The sequence below is a fragment of the Cohnella sp. GCM10012308 genome, from assembly GCF_042649185.1.
GTDB lineage: Bacteria > Bacillota > Bacilli > Paenibacillales > Paenibacillaceae > Cohnella.
The window spans coordinates 104,048-127,304 of the sequence record NZ_JBHRYU010000008.1 but is presented as its reverse complement, the minus strand read 5'-3'; the positions used below and the strand labels follow the sequence as shown (position 1 = coordinate 127,304).

27 protein-coding genes are annotated in these 23,257 nt (G+C 59.4%); 2 read left to right on the top strand and 25 right to left on the bottom strand.

From position 1 onward, the window contains the following. Positions 1-7: 7 nt before the first annotated feature. From ACFOTD_RS12175 to ACFOTD_RS12165, 3 genes are all read right to left on the bottom strand, one after another. The gene (locus ACFOTD_RS12175) at positions 8-997 is read right to left on the bottom strand and encodes a hypothetical protein (protein ID WP_378119013.1); all 990 of its coding nucleotides are present in this window, start codon (positions 995-997) and stop codon (positions 8-10) included. Positions 998-1,046: 49 nt separating this feature from the next. Continuing rightward, positions 1,047-2,012, bottom strand: coding sequence for a 2-hydroxyacid dehydrogenase (locus tag ACFOTD_RS12170; protein ID WP_378119011.1), 966 nt, complete (start codon positions 2,010-2,012; stop codon positions 1,047-1,049). An 84-nt stretch (positions 2,013-2,096) separates the two neighbouring features. Continuing rightward, on the bottom strand, positions 2,097-3,866 hold the full coding sequence (locus ACFOTD_RS12165) for an ATP-binding protein (RefSeq protein WP_378119009.1): 1,770 nt from the start codon (positions 3,864-3,866) through the stop codon (positions 2,097-2,099). 116 nt (positions 3,867-3,982) lie between these two features. Between ACFOTD_RS12165 and mscL the strand changes: the two genes are divergently transcribed. Together mscL and ACFOTD_RS12155 are read left to right on the top strand one after the other, a co-directional pair. Continuing rightward, positions 3,983-4,471 carry a large conductance mechanosensitive channel protein MscL gene (mscL, locus tag ACFOTD_RS12160; protein WP_378119007.1) on the top strand — a complete coding sequence of 163 codons (489 nt, stop codon included), beginning with the start codon at positions 3,983-3,985 and terminating at the stop codon, positions 4,469-4,471. Then, positions 4,468-5,271, top strand: coding sequence for an NUDIX hydrolase (locus ACFOTD_RS12155; RefSeq protein ID WP_378119005.1), 804 nt, complete (start codon positions 4,468-4,470; stop codon positions 5,269-5,271). Before mscL ends, ACFOTD_RS12155 begins: the two co-directional genes overlap by 4 nt. A 543-nt stretch (positions 5,272-5,814) precedes the next feature. Here the strand turns inward: ACFOTD_RS12155 and ACFOTD_RS12150 are convergent. From ACFOTD_RS12150 to ACFOTD_RS12045, 22 genes are all read right to left on the bottom strand, one after another. Then, complete coding sequence (locus ACFOTD_RS12150) at positions 5,815-6,717, bottom strand: hypothetical protein (protein ID WP_378119003.1); 903 nt, start codon at positions 6,715-6,717, stop codon at positions 5,815-5,817. 120 nt (positions 6,718-6,837) lie between these two features. Continuing rightward, the gene (locus ACFOTD_RS12145; protein WP_378119001.1) at positions 6,838-7,920 is read right to left on the bottom strand and encodes an AI-2E family transporter; all 1,083 of its coding nucleotides are present in this window, start codon (positions 7,918-7,920) and stop codon (positions 6,838-6,840) included. Positions 7,921-7,987: 67 nt separating this feature from the next. Beyond that, the gene (locus ACFOTD_RS12140) at positions 7,988-8,749 is read right to left on the bottom strand and encodes a DUF1906 domain-containing protein (protein WP_378118999.1); all 762 of its coding nucleotides are present in this window, start codon (positions 8,747-8,749) and stop codon (positions 7,988-7,990) included. A gap of 52 nt (positions 8,750-8,801) precedes the next feature. Further along, complete coding sequence (locus tag ACFOTD_RS12135) at positions 8,802-9,227, bottom strand: phage holin, LLH family (protein ID WP_378118997.1); 426 nt, start codon at positions 9,225-9,227, stop codon at positions 8,802-8,804. 13 nt (positions 9,228-9,240) lie between these two features. Further along, a complete protein-coding gene (locus ACFOTD_RS12130; RefSeq protein WP_378118995.1) occupies positions 9,241-9,630 on the bottom strand; it encodes a hypothetical protein in 390 nt (129 codons plus the stop codon). A gap of 83 nt (positions 9,631-9,713) precedes the next feature. After that, positions 9,714-9,878, bottom strand: coding sequence for a hypothetical protein (locus ACFOTD_RS12125; RefSeq protein ID WP_378118993.1), 165 nt, complete (start codon positions 9,876-9,878; stop codon positions 9,714-9,716). 53 nt (positions 9,879-9,931) lie between these two features. Beyond that, the gene (locus ACFOTD_RS12120; RefSeq protein ID WP_378118992.1) at positions 9,932-10,249 is read right to left on the bottom strand and encodes a hypothetical protein; all 318 of its coding nucleotides are present in this window, start codon (positions 10,247-10,249) and stop codon (positions 9,932-9,934) included. Positions 10,250-10,267: 18 nt separating this feature from the next. Next, positions 10,268-13,387: a hypothetical protein gene (locus ACFOTD_RS12115; protein WP_378118990.1), complete on the bottom strand. Its 3,120-nt coding sequence runs from the start codon at positions 13,385-13,387 to the stop codon at positions 10,268-10,270. 20 nt (positions 13,388-13,407) lie between these two features. Further along, positions 13,408-13,980 (bottom strand): YmfQ family protein, encoded by a 573-nt coding sequence (locus tag ACFOTD_RS12110; protein ID WP_378118988.1) that lies wholly within the window; start codon positions 13,978-13,980, stop codon positions 13,408-13,410. Then, entirely contained in the window at positions 13,973-15,088 is a 1,116-nt protein-coding gene (locus ACFOTD_RS12105; protein WP_378119148.1) for a baseplate J/gp47 family protein, read from the bottom strand. The genes ACFOTD_RS12110 and ACFOTD_RS12105 overlap by 8 nt, the downstream gene beginning before the upstream one ends. After that, entirely contained in the window at positions 15,088-15,543 is a 456-nt protein-coding gene (locus ACFOTD_RS12100; protein ID WP_378118986.1) for a DUF2634 domain-containing protein, read from the bottom strand. Before ACFOTD_RS12100 ends, ACFOTD_RS12105 begins: the two co-directional genes overlap by 1 nt. Further along, positions 15,536-15,799, bottom strand: a complete 264-nt coding sequence (locus ACFOTD_RS12095; RefSeq protein ID WP_378118984.1) for a hypothetical protein — start codon at positions 15,797-15,799, stop codon at positions 15,536-15,538. The genes ACFOTD_RS12100 and ACFOTD_RS12095 overlap by 8 nt, the downstream gene beginning before the upstream one ends. Then, entirely contained in the window at positions 15,792-16,763 is a 972-nt protein-coding gene (locus tag ACFOTD_RS12090) for an XkdQ/YqbQ family protein (protein WP_378118982.1), read from the bottom strand. Before ACFOTD_RS12090 ends, ACFOTD_RS12095 begins: the two co-directional genes overlap by 8 nt. Beyond that, entirely contained in the window at positions 16,760-17,350 is a 591-nt protein-coding gene (locus ACFOTD_RS12085) for a LysM peptidoglycan-binding domain-containing protein (RefSeq protein WP_378118980.1), read from the bottom strand. The genes ACFOTD_RS12090 and ACFOTD_RS12085 overlap by 4 nt, the downstream gene beginning before the upstream one ends. A gap of 33 nt (positions 17,351-17,383) precedes the next feature. Beyond that, complete coding sequence (locus ACFOTD_RS12080; protein WP_378118978.1) at positions 17,384-19,255, bottom strand: hypothetical protein; 1,872 nt, start codon at positions 19,253-19,255, stop codon at positions 17,384-17,386. Between the two features lie 7 nt (positions 19,256-19,262). Continuing rightward, positions 19,263-19,406: a hypothetical protein gene (locus ACFOTD_RS12075; RefSeq protein ID WP_217596574.1), complete on the bottom strand. Its 144-nt coding sequence runs from the start codon at positions 19,404-19,406 to the stop codon at positions 19,263-19,265. Between the two features lie 23 nt (positions 19,407-19,429). Continuing rightward, positions 19,430-19,840, bottom strand: a complete 411-nt coding sequence (locus tag ACFOTD_RS12070) for a phage tail assembly chaperone (protein ID WP_378118976.1) — start codon at positions 19,838-19,840, stop codon at positions 19,430-19,432. A 13-nt stretch (positions 19,841-19,853) separates the two neighbouring features. Continuing rightward, positions 19,854-20,261, bottom strand: a complete 408-nt coding sequence (locus ACFOTD_RS12065; RefSeq protein WP_277531208.1) for a phage tail tube protein — start codon at positions 20,259-20,261, stop codon at positions 19,854-19,856. Between the two features lie 18 nt (positions 20,262-20,279). After that, entirely contained in the window at positions 20,280-21,728 is a 1,449-nt protein-coding gene (locus tag ACFOTD_RS12060) for a phage tail sheath subtilisin-like domain-containing protein (protein WP_378118974.1), read from the bottom strand. Between the two features lie 2 nt (positions 21,729-21,730). Continuing rightward, on the bottom strand, positions 21,731-21,928 hold the full coding sequence (locus ACFOTD_RS12055) for a YqzN/YkzM domain-containing protein (protein ID WP_378118972.1): 198 nt from the start codon (positions 21,926-21,928) through the stop codon (positions 21,731-21,733). Positions 21,929-21,941: 13 nt separating this feature from the next. Then, positions 21,942-22,391 carry a hypothetical protein gene (locus tag ACFOTD_RS12050; protein ID WP_378118970.1) on the bottom strand — a complete coding sequence of 150 codons (450 nt, stop codon included), beginning with the start codon at positions 22,389-22,391 and terminating at the stop codon, positions 21,942-21,944. A 107-nt stretch (positions 22,392-22,498) separates the two neighbouring features. After that, the gene (locus tag ACFOTD_RS12045; RefSeq protein WP_378118968.1) at positions 22,499-23,068 is read right to left on the bottom strand and encodes a sigma factor-like helix-turn-helix DNA-binding protein; all 570 of its coding nucleotides are present in this window, start codon (positions 23,066-23,068) and stop codon (positions 22,499-22,501) included. Positions 23,069-23,257 lie beyond the last annotated feature (189 nt).

Genomic DNA, 23,257 nt, shown 5'->3' with positions numbered 1-23,257 from the left:
CGGCGTATCAATCCTGCATGTCCCGCCGAATCGAAGTTTTATTATACCATGCGGACAGCCGGCCGGTCAGCACGGACAGGAACGCCGATACGAACGCCGCCATCGCGGCCGTCTCCAGGCATTCCTCGATCGTCTGCAGCAGCCGCTCGCTGTCTTTGCCCAGGCTGCGGATGTCGATCGTGTCCATCGAGACTGCACAGAAGGCAACGACCAATCCTGCAGCGAAAAACACGCGCGCCGCAATGCCTCTGCCGAGCAAGCGCCAAAGCGCCCAAACCGCCGCCAGCCCGCATACCGCGTACAACGGGATGAGCCAGTCTCCCGCTTCCATCCACGGGAGCAGCCGGATGCCCGTCTGCTTCAGGTAGCGGTCCCGCAGCCGCTCGTGCAGCGCAAACCGCTCATCCAGCGCCAGCCAGGCGAAGGCCGCCGCCGTGATCGTCCAGCCCCATGCGGCATGCCTCGCGATCCAGCCGGATAGCCCGCGTCCCCGCGCCGCCGATCGCGCGTCGGCAAGCCGCCCCGCGCGTCCTTTCCGCCTGCTCCAAGGTGCGCCCGGCGCCTTTCCGGCTCCGTCTGCTCCCTGCGCCGTTTTTTCCGCTTCGTATGCTCCTTGTGCAGTTCTCTCCGTCCCATGTGCTCCCTGCGCCACTCTCTCCGCCTCGTATGTTCCCGGATCCGTCCCCACCGCTTTTCCGTTGAAACCACGGGACGGCACCGAGCTCCCTTTTTCAAGCGACGCAACGACTGCATTAAGCGCCGCAACCGCCGCGGCCAGCACGAGCAGCACGCTCTCCAGCCATGCCTGCGGCGTTGTCTCCGCGGCGACGTAAACCCAATATCGCGGCCAGCCCGCGGCGAGCATGCCGATCGTGAACAGCAGAACGACCAGCCATAGCGCCGCCAACAGCCGCTTTCCCGCGGACGGCAATCGCGCAGCTCCAGCCAGGACGACCGAATCACCCGAATTGCCCGCCCCTTTCTCATACTTGCGCATGCGCCGGCCTCCTTCTCAGGTTGATTTCCCGCAGTATCCTGCGCCTGCCCTACACCAGATTCAGCGGCTCCCCGGTCGCGAGTCCGCAAATATTGTCTACCCAAGTCTCGTAACCCCGCTCCAGCACCTCGACGGAATACCAAGCCGTATGCCCGGTCTGCAGCAGCCGGCCCTCTGCGATCTGCCTGGCCGCGCGTTCGTCCTTGTCCGCGATCGGGAACAGATCGTCTACCGCGTAGCCGCGCAGGCGACCTTCCTCGATGGCGTGCACGACTGCATAAGGATCGACCAGCGCGCAGCGCGATACGTTGATCAGCGTCGCGCCGTTCTTGATCCGCGCGAGCTCCGCTTCGCCGAAGGCGGCAGGTCCATGCCATTGCGCAGGCATATGTAAACTTACGATGTCGCTCGACGCAAGCAGCTCGTCGAGCCCGACCATGCGGACGCCCGCCGCGCTTTTTCCGCGGGGATCGCATGCCAGCACGCGCATCCCGAAGGCGGCGGCCAGCTCCGCCACGCGCGAGCCGATCCGGCCGAGCCCGACGATGCCCAGCGTCTTGCCGCGAAGCTCGAAGCCAAGCACGCTCGTGCCGGGCGGCACGCGGCCGCGCACGCGATCCTGGCTCAGATGGATGCGCCTGGACATCGTCAGCATCAGGCCGAGCGCGTGCTCGGCTACCGAATCAGCCGAATATTCGGGCAGATGACTGAGCGCGATGCCGCGTTCGCGAAGCCAGGCGGTATCGATATAATCCACGCCTGTCGCAAAAACGGCGATGCCTCGGAGCCTCGGCAGACGGGACAGCCAGGAACCGTCGATCGACGGGACGGACCTGGGCGTTAGCCCGCATACGTCCGCATCCTTCAGCAGGTCTACGAGTTCGTCGGGCGGGATCGGCTTTTCCTCGGACAGGAACCGGACATCCGCGGTCCGCTCCATCCGCGCGGCCTGGGTTTCCGTAAAAGTGCTTCTTCCTCTAGCCGTTATAACGACGGCCTTCGAACGGTCGGACATGATCTCTGCCTCCTTTAAGCTCAATTAGATCTCCTTAGTTTTAACCCAGAACATTCCTCCTCGAACGCTTCGCATGCGCAGGCTTCAGCCGGTCTTGACGGGCGCGTTGTCCGGATACCGGAACGGCAGCAAGATCTCGAACGTCGTGCCGCTTCCCAGTTGGCTGTATACTTGAATCTTGCCTTGGTGGTTGTCCACGATCTTATAGCTGACCATCAGGCCGAGCCCGGTGCCTTTATCCTTGGTCGTGTAGAACGGCTGCCCCATCTTGGCGAGCTGGCTGTCCTCGATGCCCGGCCCCTCGTCCATAATGCGGATGCGCACCGAATTGTCGAAGCGCTTCATATGGACGCGGATCGCGCCGCCGTCGGTCATCGCTTCGATCGCGTTTTTGATGACGTTGATGAAAACCTGCTTGATCTGGCTCTCGACGCCGTAGATCCAGAGCGGGTCCGGACCGAAGTCGCTCTCGATCTGGATGCTGTGCAGGATCGCCTGCGTCTCAAGCAATGTGACGGTCTCGCGCATAACGTGCCGGATATCGTGGTAGGACAACTCGTACACCTGAGGCTTGGAGAGCATGAGCATCTCGCTGACGATATTTTCGATGCGGGTGAGCTCCGACTTCATGATGTCGAAATACGTGCCGTTGTTTTTTCTCCCCGACGATAACAGTTGGAGAAAGCCTTTGAGCGAGGTCAGCGGATTGCGGATCTCATGGGCGATGCCGGCGGCCAGCTGGCCCGCTACGTACAGCTTCTCGGAGTTAATCAGCAGCTCCTCGTTCTTTTTGCGCTCGGAAATGTCCCGAATGATGATCTGCAGGGCGGGCTCGTTCTCGATCGAGGTCATCAGCTCCACGATCTCCGTATTGAGCGTCCGTCCCTTGAGCGTGATCCATTCCTGCTCGAGCGGGCCGCTGTTGCCGGTCATGGCGAGATTTTGCATGCGCTCCCTCACCCTGTCGTGATCCTCCGGCAGCAGATAAACGAAGATGGAGGATCCCAGCAGCTCTTCCGGCTCGGTCGCATCGAACATGCGCAGTCCCGCTTCGTTCACGAACACCCATTTATCCTTTTTGAAAATGGCGATCGTGTCCAGCGAGTTTTCGACGAGCAGCTTGTACCGTTCATCCATATGATTCATGCGCTTGTCGATATACCAGGTGAACAGCGTTGAAGTCAAAATCAGGAGCATGCCGATGCCGATAATGACCGACAAGCGGTAAATGTCCTCCTGAAGCCGGTCCGCGGACGCATATGCGGCGCCGTCCCTGTATTGCAGCAGCAGCGCTTGCTTGGAGATCTGGCTCTCGATGAAAACGGCGATGCCGAGCGTCAGGCTCGCCAGCCACTTGTTGCGCTCTCCGGGCCACTCCGAGAGGCGAAGCGCCGCGTAGATGCCGCTGAACAGCAGGAGAATGCCGAGCACGACGTACACCGTCACCGTACGGATCTCGGATACGTCCTCCCCCAATTCGCCGAAGTAGCTCATGAAGGTGACGCTGAAGGCCAGAATGAAGCTGCCGGCGGCCAACCGATACCGGATCGTGTTCTGGAATGCGAGCATGACAAAAGCCATCGAACTGAAAAAAATCGTGAACAGAAGCGATACGACGGCCGCCCAAGTGAACACGATCGTCTGGTCCCATGCCAGCGTAGTGAGAAATTGCTTGACCCACATCCCGATGCCGAATACAAAAGCCCCGCCCGATAGCCAGAATACGCGGAAATGATTGTCTTTGCGTTGGAGATTGCCTGTGAAGTTGAACATGGTGTAGGATGCGATTATGCTGATAATCAGCGCCAACAGCAGAAGACCGATCTTCCAGGACGTCTCGGAATCGTACATCATGTGATCCCCCGCAGTCGAAGATGTGATGGAGTTGTGAATGCCTAGGTGATACAGTTCGACAAGTTTTAAGAAAATCCTACTTTTTCCAACTTAAAAAAATGGAGGTTTTGCATGAAATGTTAAGAAAAATGGCAGGAGAATTCAAGACATTCGCCATGCGCGGCAATGTCATCGATCTCGCGGTCGGCGTCATCATCGGCGGCGCGTTCGGACAGATCGTCAGCTCGCTCGTCAACGACATCGTCATGCCGCCGATCGGGCGGTTGCTGGGGGGCGTGGATTTTAAGGATTTGTTTTGGCGGATCGGCGATTACAAACAAGATCCCCCGGTAAACGAGCACTCGCTGGAACTGGTCCGCGCCGCCGGGGCACCTGTCATCGCCTACGGACAGTTCATCAACATCTTCATCAACTTCCTCATCATCGCGTTCTGCGTATTCATGCTGGTCAAAGTCATCAACAAGCTGACGGAGGGCCGCAAAAAGGAAGAGCCGCTCGCCGAGCCGACCTCGAAGGAATGCCCTTACTGCCTGTCCGTCGTGCCGATCAAGGCGGTGCGCTGCGCGCATTGCACGTCGGAGCTTGAGGCGACGGCAAGCGCATGAGCGGCGAAAAACCTTTGCGCGCGGACGAGCCTAGGAACGCCACGGAGCAAGTAAGCGGCGGGGAGACGGGACTGGGCGCCGAGAGCGTGCGGGCTGAGGAGAGCGTGCGGGCTGAGGAAAGCGTGCAGGCTGAAGAGAGCGTGCAGGCTGAAGAGAGCTTGCAGGCCGAAGAGCGGTTCGACATCTACGACGAGCTGGACCGCCCGATCGGTACGGCGACCCGCTCGGAAGCGCATGCGCTCGGGCTGTGGCACCATACGTTCCACTGCTGGCTCGCGCGCAGCGGCGAGGACGGCCGGACTCGCGTGCTGTTCCAGCGTCGCAGCCGGGACAAGGATACGAATCCCGACCGCTTCGACATCACGGCGGCCGGGCATCTGTCCGCCGGGGAGACGGTACGCGACGCGGTTCGAGAGCTGGAGGAAGAACTCGGGCTGCGCGTCTCGCTCGAGGATCTGGCGCCGCTCGGTACATTCCGCGAGGAGGACGAAGGCTTCGCGCAAGGCGTAAGGTACATCGACCGCGAGGTCAGCGAGGTGTACGGCTACATCGCGGACCGCGGACCGGAGACGTTCCGGCTGCAGCGGGAGGAATTAGCCGGACTGTACGAGGCGGACGCGGAGGCGCTGCTCGCGCTTATGCGGGGCGAGGCCGAGACGGTCACTGCGGGCGGCGCCGAGTTGGACGCGAACGGCGTGCTGGTGCCTGTGTACGAAGTCGCGGTGAGGCTCTCCGATTTCGTGGCGCGGGATACCGCTTATTACATCCGCGTGATTGAAGCGCTGATGCGACTGTTGTAGCGGGGACACCGGGACGAGGCGGCCGTGTTAGGGGAGCTAGTCTTTATAGTTCGTCGCTCCAGTGGGGACTCCTTCAGGTCATCTGACAGCGTGCTCGTTCAGAAAATTCCAGATGGGACTACTTCCGGCTTTCTTGCAGCAATGCCGGCTCAGATCGTCCCAACCAGGACTACTCCAAGCTATCAGGCGGCAATGCCGCTCAGATCGTCCCAACCAGGACTACTTCAAGCTATCAGGCGGCAATGCCGGCTCAGATCGTCCCAACCAGAACTACTTCTAGACATCCGGTGGCGATGCTGGCTTAGATCGTCCCAGCCAGGACTACTCCAAACCATCGCGCGGTGGTGTCGGCTTAGATAGTCCCAGCTAAGACTACTCCAAACCATCGAGCGGCGGTGCCGACTCAGGTAGTCCCGACCAGGACTACTTCTAGCATTGGGCAGCGGGGCAAGCTCAAATAGTCCCAACCAGGACTATTTGAGTCACGTTGCCCGCCAAAAAGCGCAGCTCCGGAACCGACTGTTCCGGAGCTGCGCTTATTCGTCATGCGAAAGACCTCTTAATCTGCTGCCAGCTCAGCTTGCCTGCGCTCAGCTTGCCTTCCCACCATTTCCCGTCGGGCAAGCTGTAATACAGCACCTCGCTTCTCCCGTCCCCGTCCGTATCCCATACGCGCAGGAAACGGGCATCAGGCTGCTTACCGAGCACGCCGTCCTCGCCGACGAGCTGCCAGTTCAGGCGAAGCGCTCGCTGCGATATGGCCGACGAAGTCGTCCACGACGTTTTCCCGCCATCCAACGCCACTTCTCCCGCAGCTCCGGCGCTATCAGCCGCCCCAATCGCAGCCACACGGCCGAGCCACCAACGTCCGCTCTCCGGCACATACCGGAGCGCTTCCTCCGTCTCTTCCGAGCCGGCCCTGGCGCTCTCTGCCGCTGCGAAGCGCCCTCCCCATTCCAGCATGCCTTGGTTAACGCGGCCCGCTGATTCCCAGTTACGATACCAGCCGTCGATCATGCCGTGGATGTTATAAAACACCGTGTTGCGCGGAGCGACGTCGAAGTCGTTGATATCGGGCTCCCCATACAAATCCGCTGCCGTCTCGTGGATGCAGCCGTGAAGCCCCGAGCCTTCGATGAACAATCCCAGCTCGTCTGCCGTCCGAAACGACTGCGGCTGCATGACGATCCTCGCCTCCGCGGACCGATCGTAGCACGGCGCCCGCCGGATCTCTTCGGGCACGCGCTGCCAGGGCGCGACCAGGGATGAATCGTACCTTTGCCGGCCGTACCAGTCCAGCGCCCTGCGGATGAATCCGCGGTGGAATCGCAGAAATTCCGCGCCGTAGCCCGGACGCAGCTGCGACGGATCGTCCACGTGATGCGAATGGTGCCAATTCATATGCTCTTCCAGCAGATCCTCCGGAAAGTTTGCTATCGTCGACATAACCGTCTCGCCTCCCTCTGCCCGCAGCCGAAACGGCCCAGGGCATTCGCCTTGTTTGCAGTCATTGTATGCAAGGGACTGGGCGCAAGGTGAATAAGGGAGGGCGAGACGAATGATGCCTCACTCGATAATCTCGATTTTCCGCAGGCGATAGATCTGGTAGAGATGCGTCACGATCACCTTCAGCACCGCATAGCCAGGCACCGCAAGGAACATGCCCAGCAGTCCGAACAAACTCCCCACAATGAGCAATACGATGATGATCGTGAGCGGATGGATGTCGAGCTTCTTGCCCATGATCTGCGGCGACAGCAGCCGGTCCTCGATCTGCTGCGCGATGACAATGACGACGATCGTCCAGACGACCTTCCACGGCGAATCGATGAACGCGACGATGATGCTCGGCACCGAGCCGATCAGCACGCCGACGTACGGGATGACGTTGAGGAACGTGAACACGATGGCGAGCAGCAGCGCATACTTAAGTCCGATGATGAGGTAACCGGTCAACATCATGATGCCGAGGCCAATGCTCACCAGTATCTTGCCTTGTATGTAGGCGCTGAGCGCCTTATCCATTTCCAGCATGATCGACTTGGCTTGGTCGTCGTGCCTGTCGGGCACGATCTTCACGATATAATCCGGCACCTTGTAGCCCGTCTTGAGCATGTAGTAGGCGATAAAAGGAACCGTCGAGAGCAGCAGCACGAACTGCGAGATCCAGCCCATGATCTTGTTGAAGGCGTTACCCGTGTTGGAAATGACGCCGTTCACCAGGTCCGGGATGCGGGAAGTGAGGTCGAACTTCGGATCGTTGAGGTACTTGGTCGCCCACTCGTTTTGCTGGAGCTTGTTGACCTGATCCTGCGCCAACTGGACGAGCTGCGGCACGCTGTCGATGAGACTGTCGATCTGATCGCGGATGATCGGGCCGACCAGCATGATGAAAAAAGTGAACAAGGCCGCCAGCGCCAAGTACACGATCGCGATCGCCATCGGCTTGGTGAGACCCCTTTTTTCCAGCAAACCGACGACCGGCCGCAGCAAGTAGTACATAATCGCGGACAGCAGCATCGGCAGCAGCAGCACCTCGAGCACCGTGACAAGCGGGTTAAAAATAAATCTGACCTTGGAAGCCAAATAGACGATCACCAGCACGACAATGATGCCGTAGCCGATTCTGAAGTACTTGCCTTGAGGCATGCAGCCCACCGACCTTCGGAAAGTTATAATAAGATATAACCTTCGTCGGCCGGCGGGAAACTCCTTCTTACTCAGTAGGCATGCCAGCCGCTTTGCGAACCTCGTTGGCCAGGCGGTTGAACTCCGCCTTGTCGGTCTTCGTCGTCGCCGCGAACCAAGCAGCGGACAGGAACTTGATGATCTTCTCCGCGTCCTCGGGCTTCATCGCGATCTCCTCCTCGTCGGGCTCGGGATTTGTGCTCGGATTCGTGTCCCACCAGCCCTCGTCGCCGTAGGACTCGTTCAGATCCAGCGCGATGCCGGATACGGTCGTGTCGATCTTGTATTGGAAAATGTTCGCCTTAGCGCTGCGTTTGCCCCGGCTCCACGCGTACGTCTGCCAGAAATGCGCGCACGCTCTGCGCTTCGCCATCTCCTCGATGACCGCATACGAGCCGTAGACGCCTGTCTCGTAGCCCGTCACCTGCTTGGCCGCCGCCTTCAGGTACGCCTCTATGGCGTCAAAATCCTTGGACTGCGCGTCGTAATCTACGGCGAAGTAAATCACGGTACCCTTCGGCTGCCCGACGGCAAGCGCCTCCGCGTAGGCCGCGGCCCCGTCGTTGCGCCCCGCGTCCGCACCGCTCGCCGCGCGGTTCGCCGTCGTCTCGTACACCGAGACGATCCGCATGCCCGCCGCCGTGATCAGCTTCGCCTCGTCCGCGGTCATCCGCTTCCAGGCGTAAGACGACGGCACCAGGTAACGCGCGGCAAAGGTGTACCCGGCAGCCGCAAGGGTCTTGGCCTGCGCGGCCGTGACGGGCGTCGCTTTGTCGATGCCTTTGGCCATGGGGGTGGCTCCTTTCATTGGAGTGTGAAGCTTCGGTCTATCGGACTATAGTTTATGACGACGTGGAGGACGAAGAAACGGCGGTTGTCCAAGCCGATTTCGGATCGGGTTTTTGCTCCGAACAGGGGGCGTATGCACTTTCTGTAGCTTTGGCCGTTGCATTGTAATCGAGCACTGCCTTCTCGATCGCAGCTCTGACCGTTACCGCGTCAACCTTGAGGTCGAGAGAATGAAGTCTTCCAAGCGCATACTTCAGCGCAGTATCCAGTTTATCGGCTGCGCCGATCCGGCTCGCCTCTGCTTCGGCCAGCGCCATCCCTTCTGCCGCCAGACGGTGCAGAATCTCCCGTTCCTGGACTGTCGTTCGGGCACTGAACCAGGCCGCCGTCTTCATCCGCAGCGATCCGATGACGCCCATAGCCAGCACGACAAACAGGCCCATAAGGGCCTGTACGATTTGATCGATATAGGATTGCATGATGGCAGACCTCCTAGAATAGCTTGATGGCCGCAACGATCAGGCTCCCGGCCGTCAGCATAATACCAATCAGCCAGTGCCGGTCGGCCTTACGCTCGTGCTGCTCCGTTTTGAGACGCTCCGCCGACGCTCTGGACTCCGCCTCGATCCGCGCGACCAACGAAGCCGTCTCCGCTTCCACGCGTGCATTCAGCAGCCTAATTTCGTTATCGTAATGCAACTCTATCTCTTCAAGCCGCTTGCATTTTTCATCCAATCTTAAATGTGCCGACTTGGCCGACTCTAATGCCTCACCTGCCTTGTCGCGGGCGTCGAGCTGCAAGTCCAGCTTCGTCTCGACGCGAGTGAGGCGCTGCAGAATCTCAGACTGAACTTCGGACTCTCTCAGCTCGACCACCTCCAATAATGAAGCCCCCCGTAGTGGAGGGCCGTTTGTTTAGTTTCCTGATAAAAAAGCCCCGACCGGTTAGGCCGAGGATCGTTTTGTTAGATAGTTATATCAGGACGTTTCGTTGCAATTTCGGTCTTAACCAGAGTTGCGTCGTCCGTGCTGAGGTTGTAGCTGTTTACGATATCGAGCAAATTTCGCTCACCGCCGTCGTAACGCGTGATGCAGGCATTCGCGATAATGCGGACCTTATACATAGCCATTAGATGTCCACCTCCTAGTGATCGATATACAAAGCTCCCACTTAGCGAAGCTTCTACAGCGTAAAGAGGTCCGCTAGCGCAAGCTCGAGATCGGCAATCCGCCGCTCTTGGCTTGGAATCACGGCTTTCAGCTGATCGACCTGTCCTTCCAGCGGAACTGGAACGTCAGTGTATTCATAGAAGACCGATTTCTTCACACTGTTATAAAACATTGTGGGCATCTTTCCATTCGCTTCTGGAACAGGAATAAAAACCTCGATTGTACCCGCCTTAAGCTCGTCCGACAGCCCCTCCGGGACATAATAGATCGAGCCGACGATCTGCTTTTCAGGATTGCCAGATAGGCCCGGCAGTACGCGGATAAGTGCCATAATTTAAACTCCTCCAACTTAGAGATTTTCGCTAGTAAAGTTAATCACATTATTCGCACTTCCACCGATTGCAAAGATCCCGGCGTTGCCGTTATACCCCCAGCTGAATTGACCGGATCGGTTTGACCCCTGCATTCCTGGCGTCTTGTAGATGACAGAAATCGCGGACGCCGACGCCGCGCTGTATTTAGCAAAGCCCCAAAAAGTCGTCCCGCCATAAGAGATCCCCGCATAACTTCCGAACACGTTGCCCCCTGCATACTTCGAACCATACCCATATTCATAGTTCAAATAAACTCCCGTTGGATTCTGCCAAAGTACGGTCCCCGTCCCCGTAAGATCATAACAGGCCATGTTCATCATGGCGCGTGTCCCGTTGTCGTTAACGTCACCATACCAAAAATTATATATACTAGTAGACGAGACGCCAGTTAGCGTGGTGGCCCGCGCTTCGGCGGCTCCAAACGCGCATTTATACGTTGGTGCACCATAGAAGTAGTCCGTAAACCAATAAAAAGTTTCATTATTATCTATCAAGAACCCAAGAGAATATCCAGGGGCTGTAACCGTAAAACTCAGCGCCCAATCCGTGACTAGGCTAAGCGATGGTGTCAGCTTCAAAACATGAAACCGATAGCTGCCGCCCCCTCCTTCGGAGACGTTTATGGCTGCGTAGACATACCCGTTTCGATAGCGTATTTGCATGAACCCTAGCGTGGAATTCGGGTATGTGTAGGAACTATAGCCCAGCGCCGAATTGAAGAGATAGATCGTACTACCAGACTTACCGTATACGTATTCGCCAGCACCGGAACAGAAGAGAGCTACTGATTGGCCCATATAGACCTGCGCCCGCAGCACCCCGTATTTATCGAACTTATAAACATAGTTATCCGTCGAAATGAATACGTCTCCCCAATCGCTCACTACCGTCGAATTAACTGTATAGGATGAATCGGAATAAACATGATTCCAGAAAGGATTCGGATAACCCGTGCCGGAATAATTTCCGTAAGTCCCAATGACCCCCCACATGTTTTTCCCACTGCGAATATTAGCCGGCAGATAATCGGCAGACCATGCTATCAGTGAACCAAACCCACTAGAGTTTAGTCCCGGCCCATAGACTCCAAGCGTCGGCTCTGCCACGATGTTACCGCTGCCGTCGCCCCTCATTGATTTGACAGTCTGATAAGTCATAGTTAACGAGGGAAGTCCTCGATAATCAGGGATCGTTCCCGTTAGCTTGTTCCCGTTTACATAGGCCGTCTTACCGTTTGCCACATCTCCAGCGGCCGCCGTCCCGTCGCTTGTGAAATTCCCAGCGACCCCGCCAACCGTTTGGCCTGCCTTGACGTTCCCCGCTGACAGGTTCGCAACCGCTGCGACCGTGCCGCCGTTTGTGTAACCTGCCGGGATCGTCAGTACGGAGGCTCCCGGCGTATAGCTGAGCGAGCCGTTATTCGGCATCGCCCCCGAAATGAGTCCGGTGTCCGTGCCAACCGTGTATCCCGTCAGAACTTGCGCGGCTGCCGCTGTGCCATAGTCCCCCCCTTCACCCTGTAATATAAAAGCCGTTCCGTTATAGCGCAGCGTATAAACTCCGTTAAGAACTAACTTACCTGACGTCAGTGCAAGTCCCTTCGATGAGAGTACATCCTTAACGCCCAGGCCGTTAACATTAATCGACGTTGCTCCCGTGTTTGCAACGTTAATCTGTACGGCCAGAGCAAGGCCCGCAGTTAGCGCTGCAGGAGCCGGCGAGATCGTAACCGCATAGACGTTCGCCGATCCAGTCGCCACAGCAAATGGGATATGCGAATTGTTAGCGGCGTGAGCAGTGTTGGCAGCGGTCGCGAATGCGGTTGTCGCAATCTGCGTTGTGTTAGTCCCAGCCGCGGCAGTCGGCGCAGCAGGAGTACCAGTAAACGTCGGAGAAGCGAGCGAAGCTTTCTCCGTGTTAAGCGCGGCAAGCGACTTCACCGGCGCTGTTCGCCAGTTCGCACCGCCTGTAATTGCTGTAATCATATTGGCAAGCCAACCAAGCAAGATTGTCAATGATCCAGTATCACCGGTCGGCGCGGTCGCGTCGCTAATAGTCCGGTTCCCGATGACCGCATCCGTTGCCGTCCCCGCGCCGCCGGCTCCCGATGCCAAGCCATCGAGCTTCGTTTTATCCGCCGCCGACATAAATCCGGCTACGGACGATGTTGCCGCCGCATGGGCCGCTCCTCCAGTGCCGATATGCGCGGTCAAATTACTTTGAACCACATTGGCCTTGGTCGTCGCATCCGTCGCCGCTGCTGCAATCGCCGCCGCCTGTGCCGAATTCGCCTTAGTCGTCGCATCGCTAGCCGCCGTCGCGATCGCCGCGTCCACCGTGTCCTTCCGCGCGATATCCGCCGCCGCGGACGGTGCCGCCACCTGCGAGCGACCCGCGCTGTCGCGCGCCATCATCGTCGACGCCGTCGGCGCCGACACGGCGCCGTGCGCCAAACCTGCGTCCACGTGAGACTTCGTCGCTTCCAGCGTGATCGCAGGACCGGTCAAGGCGCTGGACTTGCCGGTAATCCCCTTCACCAAGGTAAAGAGGCTGGATAGCACCCCCGTCAGCGTCCCGGACATCGCCGGCGTAACGCTGTCGGTCGCCGTGCGGCTGCCGATCACCGTGTCGTCCGCCGCGCCTGCGCCGCTCACTTGAGAAAACGTCAACGCCGTCGTCCCCAACGTCACCGCGCCCGCATTGCTGAGCACAAAGCTTTTGCCCCCGTTAATCGTGCCTTCTCGCACGTAGCCCCACAGCCCCGCCGCCAGCTTGGCGGAGGAATCCGCATCGGCCGCCCGCGCCCAGGCGCCGGAAGCCGCTACATAAATACCGTTCTGGCTGCCCGTCGTCTGATTCTTCACCAGCACGCGGTCGCCCCCGGCCAGCGATACGCCGTCCACCGTCTGCAAGCCCGACAACGTCGTGTTGCTCGCCGTCGCCGCGCGAACGCTGCCGATCGCCCCTTTCAGCGCCATTGCCGCGTCGATCTTGTCCCAGTTGTCGTTCAGCATCGTCTGGATATTAAATGTATCCGCGCCGTCCGTAGCCGGATTTTTCTTGAGCAAGTTCAGAATGCTCGTAAAAATAGCCATGCGCTATGCCGCTCCCTTCCTTATGCATCCAGAAACGGCGCGAAGTCCGTCAGCGGATGGCTCTGCATTTGATTGATCGTCAGCCCGTTAACCTCGTTAACGGTCAAGTATCTAAATGAATAGGACACGGCCAGATGCGCAGGCACGATCGCGTTCAAGGCATCCTTGATATCGTCCAGGTTGGGCGGCAGCCCGACCGTATCGACGAACCGGATCGTCACCGTGTAAAGCGACGGCTGCTGCGTCACCTCGATCGCCCCGTTGTCGAACGATTCCGCCACGCTGCGCATCAACGCGACCGTCACCGTACCGGTGCCGCGCAGCTTGGACTTGACCAGGCTGCGCCGCTGATCCAGCGGCTTGGACGGATCCGTCGCAATGCCAAGGTCGCTCTCCCAACGATCCAGGCCCCAGGTTGCCGTGTCTACGAAAAACTGCGCCAGCGTTTCGTCCAGCGCCCGCTGGAGCAGGTCCAGCTCCGTCCCCTCCGACTCCATCAGCGAGCACATGACACGCGAAGCAGCATAGTAGCCCGGCAAATAACCGAGCATCCCCTGTCCCCGCACGCTCATCATCGTTACCGCCTCAGACACTGGCGTTCACCGCCCCCGGCACCGCGACTTGACCGGTCCCGACCGTCACGTTCGACGTGCCCCCGTTCATCGTCAGATTCGACAAGTCTTCGATCGCCGGAACGTCGAGCAAGAGACTGTTCACTTTGGAATAACGAACGACCGCATCGGCAAAAGCCAACGACTTCAGGTAATCGGTCATGATCGCCTGAATGCCCGAGACGGCCTGCGCCAGTGTCCAGCCGGTGCGAAGCGTTAATTTTACGCCGATGACAATCGGCAGCTCAGTCGGTGCGGCCACGACTACGTTCGCGCCGATCGGCGCTTTGCCCGCACCCGTACCCGCCGCTCCCGGCGCGATCACCTCCTGCACTGCAGCTACGATGGCCGCGGAAGCCGCACGCTTCTCCTGGTTTAGCACATACACTTTCACCGTGCCCGGCCCGTTCCACAGAGGCTGAACCTGCGCGCCGCCGACGCCGTCCGTTTCGAGCGCCCATTGCAGATAGTCCGCCCGGTTGCCGCTCGTGCCGGGATTGCGCACCTTCAGCAGGTAGCGCTCCAGCAGCGACGCATCGCTCTCGGTCTCGGCGCCGCCGCCGATCGCCGCGGCGTTCGCGATGCCCGTCACGCCCGGCACCTGCTCCACCAGCACGGCGATCGCTCCGGCCGCGATGTTGCCTGACACGCCCGCCTCCACGGCCATTACGCCCGCTTCCACCAAGCCGAGGCCGCCGATCGTAACCGACTCAACAGTCTCGAATTCCACCGACATCGTCGAAGTTACGGCATCCGCCGCCGTCGCCACGCGGGTTCCCGCAGGCACGACGATGCCGTTCGCTCCCGCGAACGTCACCTTTCCCGTCGCCCGCTCCGCGGGACGCCGCTCCACGCCATGCTCGCCGCACCTGAGATCCAGATAAGCGCCAAACGCCGTCGTCGCAAATCCGCGCCGCAGCACCTCCTGCGCCCAGCCCGCCGACATGAACAGCTCGTACGCCGCAGGCGCAAGCGCGTCCCATATATAAGACCCTTCGGACTTGTCCACGTCCGCCGGGATTCTGCCCAGCATGCGCGCCAGAATGCTCTCTTCCTTTTGCTCCGTCAAATAATCCGGCAATGCCGTCATCACAAGCTCACCACGCTTCCTTCAATCGTTCCCGCCTCATCGCGAACGCTGGTCACCGAACAAGAGAACCTGCACGCGTCCTCCTGCCAAAAAAATGAAAACGTCCCGACGCGCGCCGTCCGCGGGTCGGCCAGCAGCGTCTCGGAGGCGATGCGCGCGATCTCGCTCTCGACCGCCGCACGGGATAGACCAATCCCGATCAATGACTCGAACTCCTGCCCGTACAACCGCGAATAGACGAGATGGCGGTAGCGCTCGGTCGCGAGCGCTTTGCGGCACCATTCGAGCCACGCGTCCGTATCCTGCGCACCCGCGATTCTCCCCGTTGGCGTCAGCACAAATTCGCCGGTTTCAAAATCGAACCTCCAACTCCGACCAAATAAAGCGCCCGAAGCTTCCGTCTCGTCCGGCAGCACTTCCGCGCCGATCGTCGCCGTCGGAAATAAATCAGCCACCCGCGCTCACCACCTTGCATACGACGACCGCCTGACTGCCGCCGGCAACCGGCACCGCAAGCACCCGGTCCCCGGGCACAAGCAGCAAGCCCTCCGCATGCAAATAATCGGGCATTTCGTATTTAAAAGCGTCCAGCTTCAAGCCGGCCGCCGTCATCGTTCCCAGCTCCGCGGGCACGCCCGCGACTTGCTTGGCCGCCACCCGGTTCATGCGGCTCTCCAGCGCGGCGGCCAGCTGTTTGTAAGGATCAGCCACAATAATCCCTCCTCACCTTGACTTCGCGAGCCAGCTCCAGCTGCATATGTCCCGGTTCGCCCAGCTGATGCCGGACGGACGTCACGAACAACCGCTGCCCGTCCAGCTCGACCAGATCCCCCGCCCGGATCAGGTTGATATCGAGCGCCGTCACCGACATCGTTTCCTGCAAACCCAGCAGCAGCGGCTCCGCCGCCTTTCGCGCTTGGGCGGGCGTCTCGATCGCGCAGTCCTGTATCACCTTTTGCAGCGTGCCGTACTTCTCGATCTCGCCTTTGACGATCGCCAGCACCGGAGACAGCTTCGTCTCGCTGCCCTCGCTGCCGAGCACCTTCACCTGCGTGACGGCCCCCTCGAGCGTCCGTTTCTGGCTGACCGACTCCAGCGACTCCAACTGCCAGACCTTGTCATTGCCGCCCAGCTTTACGAGCGTCAGCCCGTTAGGCGTCATGCGCGGCCGGTACAGCTCCCCGCCCTTGTTCGCCGTCTCTTTCAAGTCTTCCAGAATCATGCTAAAAATCGATTGGCTTCGCTTCACGCTGCGTTTCAGCTTGATATTGGTGTCCGGCAGCTGCCCGAGCGGAATGTTCCATCCGGCAGCATAGGACGCAAGCCGCTCCGCCGCCGTCTGACCGTCCGGCATCAGCCGCTCGTCCTCGGATTTGGACAGATACAGCGTCCTGTCGTAAGCCGTGACGTTCAGATGCTTGCCGCTGCCTGCCGACCGCTCGCTCTCACATTCCCATACGAGTGCCGGATGGAGCAGATAAGCCATTCCAGTCGAACCGTAAGGCACGCCGGAAATGCGAATCTCCTGACCGGGCGCGATAGCCGGCAGGCCTGGACGGACGGTCAGGCGAATGTTCGCGCGGTAAGCGATCTCCTCCAACGAATCTTCCAGCGTGATCTCTTCCGCCAGGTCGCCCAAATAATACTTGCCATCCAAAACCACTTCGTAGCTCATGGCATCACCAGCTTCTGTCCCGGACGGATCAGGTTCGGGTCGCTGCCGATCAGCGCTTTGTTTTTCGCGTAAATCTCGTTCCATCTCGCACTGCTGCCGAGTTCCCGCTTGGCGATGGCATAGAGCGTATCTCCCTGGCGCACCGCGTAGATTTTCGGAACCGGCTTCATGTCCGTGCGAACAGTGGCGCCGGACGACGCCTTGGTCCTGACCTTCGGCTCCCGCCAAGTGCGAATCGCGATATCGAAATAGATGTCGCCGGGCTCGCCGCCCCGCAAGCTGGTCGAGTGGGAGGAAATGTAGCCGAGTATGTTAACGCCGGCTCCCGTAATCATGAAGTGGACCGGCTGCTTGCTGACCATGTAGCTAGTGAGCAGGTTCATCGAGCCGATCGGATCCTTGTCCGCCGGGAAGTAGGAGGAGAACGAAATCTCCTTCAGCTTCTCCTCCTGCGCCATATCCACCTCGCCGAGCGAGAGAATGTTGACGGTTTCGAGCTGCTTTTCGCGCCGAATCGACACCTCTTCCGGATTAACGGGAAAATGGAAAATGTTTTTGACGGACGCGTCTTTTAAAATGAATTCCACGCTTCTCCTCCTTCCGCCGCGCGGTACTTTATATTAAGGCCGGTTCTCCAGCGTCTGCCGGATCGAGGCCGTAAGTCGGGTGCTCACCTGCGCCGTGATCGCGCTATAGTCGATCTCGGTCTCCTTGACCGTCAGTTGGACGGCGCCGGCGGGGATGTTGATGTTGATGGTTGGGGCAGGTGGGTTGGCAGGTTGACGGGGGGGATTCGGCTGCATCGTAGGAGTCAGAGTCAATCTCTGAGCGTTACCTGGGTTAAGAGGCAAAGCCGAAGAAGCGCCGACGGCAGCAGGCGCGCTTGGCGCATTCAACTTGGACTTTAACCATTCTACGATTGGTAACAGACTGCTGAACAAGCCGTTCTGTCCCATGGCGCCACCGCCCAATCGTCCCAGCATCGCCCCGGCCCCGATGCCTGCGATTGCACCTGTTTGTGCTTTAGATGCTGCGGCGAATGTAGTTCCAGGAGCGTTATCCCCCGAAAAAATCATCGATGGCGTCGATTTTCTTTCCTTTTGGAAGATGTTTGCGACTCCGCGGAGGGGACTAGCATTTAAGCCCTGCGATGTATTTACCGGCGCAAATCCCGACATTTTTGAATGTCCCTCACTGGTAGGCCCGTTTGCTTGAGCGATATTCAGGTTGGAGGCAACAGGCAGATCATCTGGAGTTGTCTCTTTCTTGGACCTCCTCCTTCCAAGCCCGCGAACCCATTTGGAGCCGCTCGATACCCAGCCTTGCACGGCTTTTCCCACTTTGCCCTCAGCAAGCTTCTCGCCGACGTAACCGCCGACTAGACCGCCCACTAAGGTCCCAGCCCCTGGCACAATAGAACCTAGCGCTGCACCGATCGCAGTTCCAGCTGCGTTGCCCACGGCTCCCCGAACCAATTTGTTGCGTTCTTCTCCAGGTTTCGCCGTTGCAATGGATGCAGCAGTAGCCATATAACCGAGCGGTTTGACCAACTTGCCAGCTGTCTTCAATAGCTTGGAATCTACCAGTTTAGGAACCGGGATGTTAATGGCTTTAGATAAATTTCGCTGGTTGATTGTGCCTGTGAAGCCGCGTTTGGATGAGGAGAAACCTCGGCTTTTTTCATTGGACGGCAGGGAACGTTTCTCTGGAACTGAATTTGTTGGGGTACCGTTTGAAGGTATGATTCCGTTGCCGGGTCCATTATTCATCCAATTCTTAGTTTTCTCGATAGCTTTTTTGCCGAGTGCGATGGTGTTTTTACCAAATCCGATGGTGCTTTTACCGAAATCTTTGAATCTGGTGGTGAAAGACTTGCCGGGACTAGGGGCTGGACTCTCCTTGTTGCGTGGAGTTTTTCTTTTTGGTTTAGCTTTTTCGCTTGGTGTGCGAGGATCGTTGTCTCCACCAGGCTTATTCCTGCGTCCTCTTTTTGGCAACAAATCCTTAGCTACATCACCAAGAAACCCGCCAGCTGCACCAGTAAGTATATCTTTTATCCAACCATTATCACCCGCATCATTTTCACCCTGTGTTACTGCTATTTTCACCTGCATGCCTTCAAGCGTCGTCTTTACCTTAGCCGCCAAGGCAGCCGGGTCAAGTGCAGCCTCGAAGCTGTTCCTGAAGTTATTGCCGGCAATTTGCCCTGCGAGAGTGAACATAGAAGGATCCATGGCAAGGTCTACCCTGGTTGCGATCGGAACGATCCACAATGTCTGCGTCAATCGAGCAATACTTGCCCAAATCCGACTGATCGAATCGCTTACGGCATCGCTCAACCCGATCGTAACCAAGAGTCGCATCCGGGACATTAACTCCACTCGCCGCTGGACACTGTCCATGTAACGTTGGACCGAACGCGGAAGCGTCACGCTCTCCTTCAACCCGTCGGCATCGATAATATAATCGTATGGCACAGCGTTTTCCGCCATATATCGCCTAACCTCCTTTCCCGCCGTTCTGGCCGCGCTCGGCTTCGAGCTCAAGCTCCATGCTCGCCATCAAAAAGAGCTGCTCCCCCCGGGGAAGCAGCCAGAACTGTCCGGGGCGCAGATGATGCCGGACCCAGATGGCATGGAGCATGCCGGCCAGCGCCCCGGAGGCGATCAGTTTTTTACGTCTTCAAGCTCCGTGTTGAAGCCGGACAGGTCGAGCACGACGTCGCCGAGCGCCGACAGCTCGCCTGCTAGCAAGATGCGCTTCACGACTTCCTCGGCGCTGCTCGCGCTGAACTTGGCTAGGAGCTTGCCGTCGCCCCAAGAGGGCGAAACGGTGGCCGCCGCGATCAGCGATACGTTGAACAGCTCTTCGTCGAGCCGTTCGACGGTCTGGCCGCGCCGTTCTTTGCGTTCCGTGCAGCGCTCGCGGATGCCGAACACCTGCTTGCCCGTCAGTCCCCGGATCTTCACCGGGATGCCGAGCCGCTCCAGCAGCACCGTGCGCTCGGGCAGCGTGTCGGCGTCGAGCAGCCGCTGCAGCACTTGTTCTTCCGTCATTTGACCGATCTCAATCGTCATGCCTGTACCTCCCTTAGTTCGCCTTGATCGGATCGAGCAGCTCGTAGCCCTCGAACGTGAATGCCGTCTCCTCCGCCACTTCCTCGCCCGCGGTCCAGTTGGCCAGCTGCAGCTTGTCCGCCACGCAGTTCGACAGCCGGATGCGCTCGAAGCCGTAGGCCTCCGGATCGGACAGCTTGTTGATGATCTCGAACTTGGCAAAGCCGCGAGAGATCATGTCGCTCGTCACCTTGTAGCCGCTCATCGTGCCGGTGCCTTTCTTGGCGCCGAGCTTATGCTGCGTCCATTCCGAGCCGGCGAGCTTGAGCTCCCGCTTCTCCACCTCGACCGAAGCCTCCAGGTGATTGATATTCGTCTGCCAGTTGCCGTCGATGAATACTTGTCCGTAAGTGCCGAGAATCGCTCTGGTCGGATCCATCATATGCCTTAGTCCCCCTCGTTATTGCACGATAAACGTGCCGAAAATTTGTTCGACCACATCGGTCAAGCGCGCTTCCCACTTCAAGAACACCTGATCCGCCGCCGCGGGAACGGACGTATCGACCGCGACGTCGTATCCGGTCGCTTCGATGACGCCAGCCGACGCCAGCGCGGCCAGATACTGCTTGCAGGCGCCGATCAGCGCAAGCCGGCCTTCTTCGGTGTTGTTCACCTTGCCGATATACTGGTCCTCCGCGGTACGCTGGAGATCGGCATTCACGCTGTCGAGCACGCGGATCGTCCGGATCTTCTTCCAGGCCGCGTTCTGGCCGGAAGCGAGCGTTACGCGGCTGTTGACGCCGCGCAGCGCCTTGACCATACGGCCGTCGTGGACAAGGAGAAAGACACCGCCGCGCACGGCTTGCTCCTGCTCGGAGCGGGTCCAGCGGCGCACGACATCCTGGAACGGCGAGGACGCGTACGTCGTCGATCCGTTGAGCGGTTGGCCGGCGATCAGGCCGGCGACATACGCCGCCACTTGCGCGGAGCTGTATTCGACGTCGGCCAGCACCGCGCCGGTGCCGACGTTCACGATGCCTTCGTGGTTATAGGAAGCGCTGCGCTGCGCGGCTTTGCCGACGGCATCCGCCGCTTTGTCGTCCGCCAGCGAGCCGCCGAGGACGGCGATCGCGCCATGTCCTTCGCCGCGGATGCGCGCCACCCATGCGACCAGGCTGGCGTGCAGTTGCGCGTCGGATACGCCGTCCAGCGCGACCGCATTAAACGTTTGCGTCTCGAAGGCGGACAGCGCGTTCACGTAATCCGCGTTCGCGATTCCCGAGATACCCGACGCGCCGCCCGTCAGCGCGACGCCGGCGACCGGCGCCAGCGAGCCGTTGCCGTTCGCGACCTTGGAGGCCGTCAACCATACGTTGGCCGCATCCTGGTTGACGGCGTCGACGGCCGCTTGTACCGTGCCATCCGCAAACGTGAAGGTACGCAGGAGCGTATTGCCCTCGAACAGCTTGATGTCCTTCAGGCCGGCATCCGCCGGATTGACCTGTACCGTCACCTTGAAATTGTTGCCCCGCGCCCCGGTCTGCTTCGCTTCGAGCTTCAGCACGTCAGCCGGCGTGCCCGCTCCGTCCTTCAGCGTCTTGGACGCCTTCGCGTCCGTGCCGTCCGACAGCCGGTAGGCGAGCACCTTGCTCGCACCGCCGAGCAGCGCGAAGCGAAGCGACGTGTAAGCCGTCGCGCCGCCCGTCTCGTCGATCGCGTACAGGCTCGCGATGTCGGCTTCGCTCGTCACCTCCGCGAATTGCTTGACCGGCCCCCAGTGGGCCTTGACGGGCATGACGACCACGCCTCGTTCTCCCGCTTGCACCGCGGCCGCAGCCGCCGAGCGAAATGCCATATAGAAGCCGGGCAATACCGGCAGATCCGTCTGATTCCAAGTGCCTCCAGCCATGCTCAGTTCACCTTCCTGTTCATGAATTTGTCGACGAGCGCTTTGGCGCTCTCGATGTCGAAGCGTTCCCCGCCGTCCGTGCCGTGCAGGGCGCCTTGCACCGCCTCCGGGCTGACGCCGAACAGCTCGCCTGCATAGGCGATCAGCTCATCCTTGCCGTACGTTGCGACCGTATCGTCGCCTTGCTTTTTCCCCGCCATTGGCCGGCCACCTCTATCCTTCTTTTTGTTGAAACGCGACTCCCCGCATGAGCGGCGCCGTCTCGGACAGCCGTCGGTTCTTACGGCTCAGCGCCACGCTCAGCTGCCCCGTCGCGACCGCGTCCGCCTTAAGGTCGGCAACCGTCTCCCCGACCAGCAGATACCGCCGCTGCGCCGCGTCGAGCGGCAGCTTGATCGCTGCGCTCAGCGCGCTCGTCAGCCGGGCGACCGCGTCCGCTTCCTCCGCGGGATCCCGCCCGAGCACATGCCCGGCGTAGCGTCGCGTCTCCTCGCCATAGGCGGCGTTGCCGGACTTCGTCTCGACGCCCGCAAGCCGCCACAGCACGGCAGGACGCTCATAATCGGCGGGCCACGCATTCGCGTACACTTGCCACTCGACATCGTCAAGTTCCTGCACCGTCCAACTCTCGAGCGCCTGCATCCAGTCTTCGTCTCCGCTCACCGAGGCTCCCTCTCCTTCATGCCGCCGCGCCTAAGCGTCCTGCCGCATCCATCATTTTGAGAACATTTGTTCGCATTCTCATCTATAGGTGGCATTCGTACGACAAGCTATCCGACGCTGCTGCCGCCGCCTTCGCGCAAGTTCGTCTCGATCTTGCGCCTGGCTCTCAGCAGGTACGTGCCGGCGCTGGATTTGCTGATCTTCAGCACGTCGGCCACCTCGGCGAGCGTGAAGCCCTCCGCTTGGGACAGCCTGTAGCAATCCCGCTCTCTTTCCGTCAATCCGCCAAGCGCCCGTTCGAGCGCCAAGCTTGGCGCTTCGCATTCGCTCGACATATCCGATAATGCACTGTCGCCCTTCTCTTCCAGCACAGCCGACAGTACCGAAGGATCGGTCGGGATCTCCCGCTGGTAGCCGGCTCGCCTTTCGATCCCTCTGCGGTTGCCGGGCATGCGTCCGGTCTCAAGCCATTCGATAATATAGGAGCAGCTGGCGATCATCTCGAAAACCAGCCCGCGCTGCCTGTCCAATTCTGACCAGGCCATCCCCGTGACGCCCTTTTTCCCCGCATCCGCTTCAAGCTCTCCGATCTTCACGGTGAGCTTGTCCGCCGCGATCAGCAGCAGCCGACGCGTATGACGATAGCTCTCTGCCGTCGCCCGGTTCGTTTCCAGCATTATGAATCAACCCCCATTTTGCCAAATCGGCAAATCACTTTCTCAATCAGGCCTCTCGCTCTTCAATTCGAGCTTATTTCCCTTATATCAAGTCCAATCCCAAACGAATCCAGCGCCATCGAAAAACAAAACATATGTTCGTATTTGTGATACAGAATCATCATATATTACCAATACGGCAACTGTCAA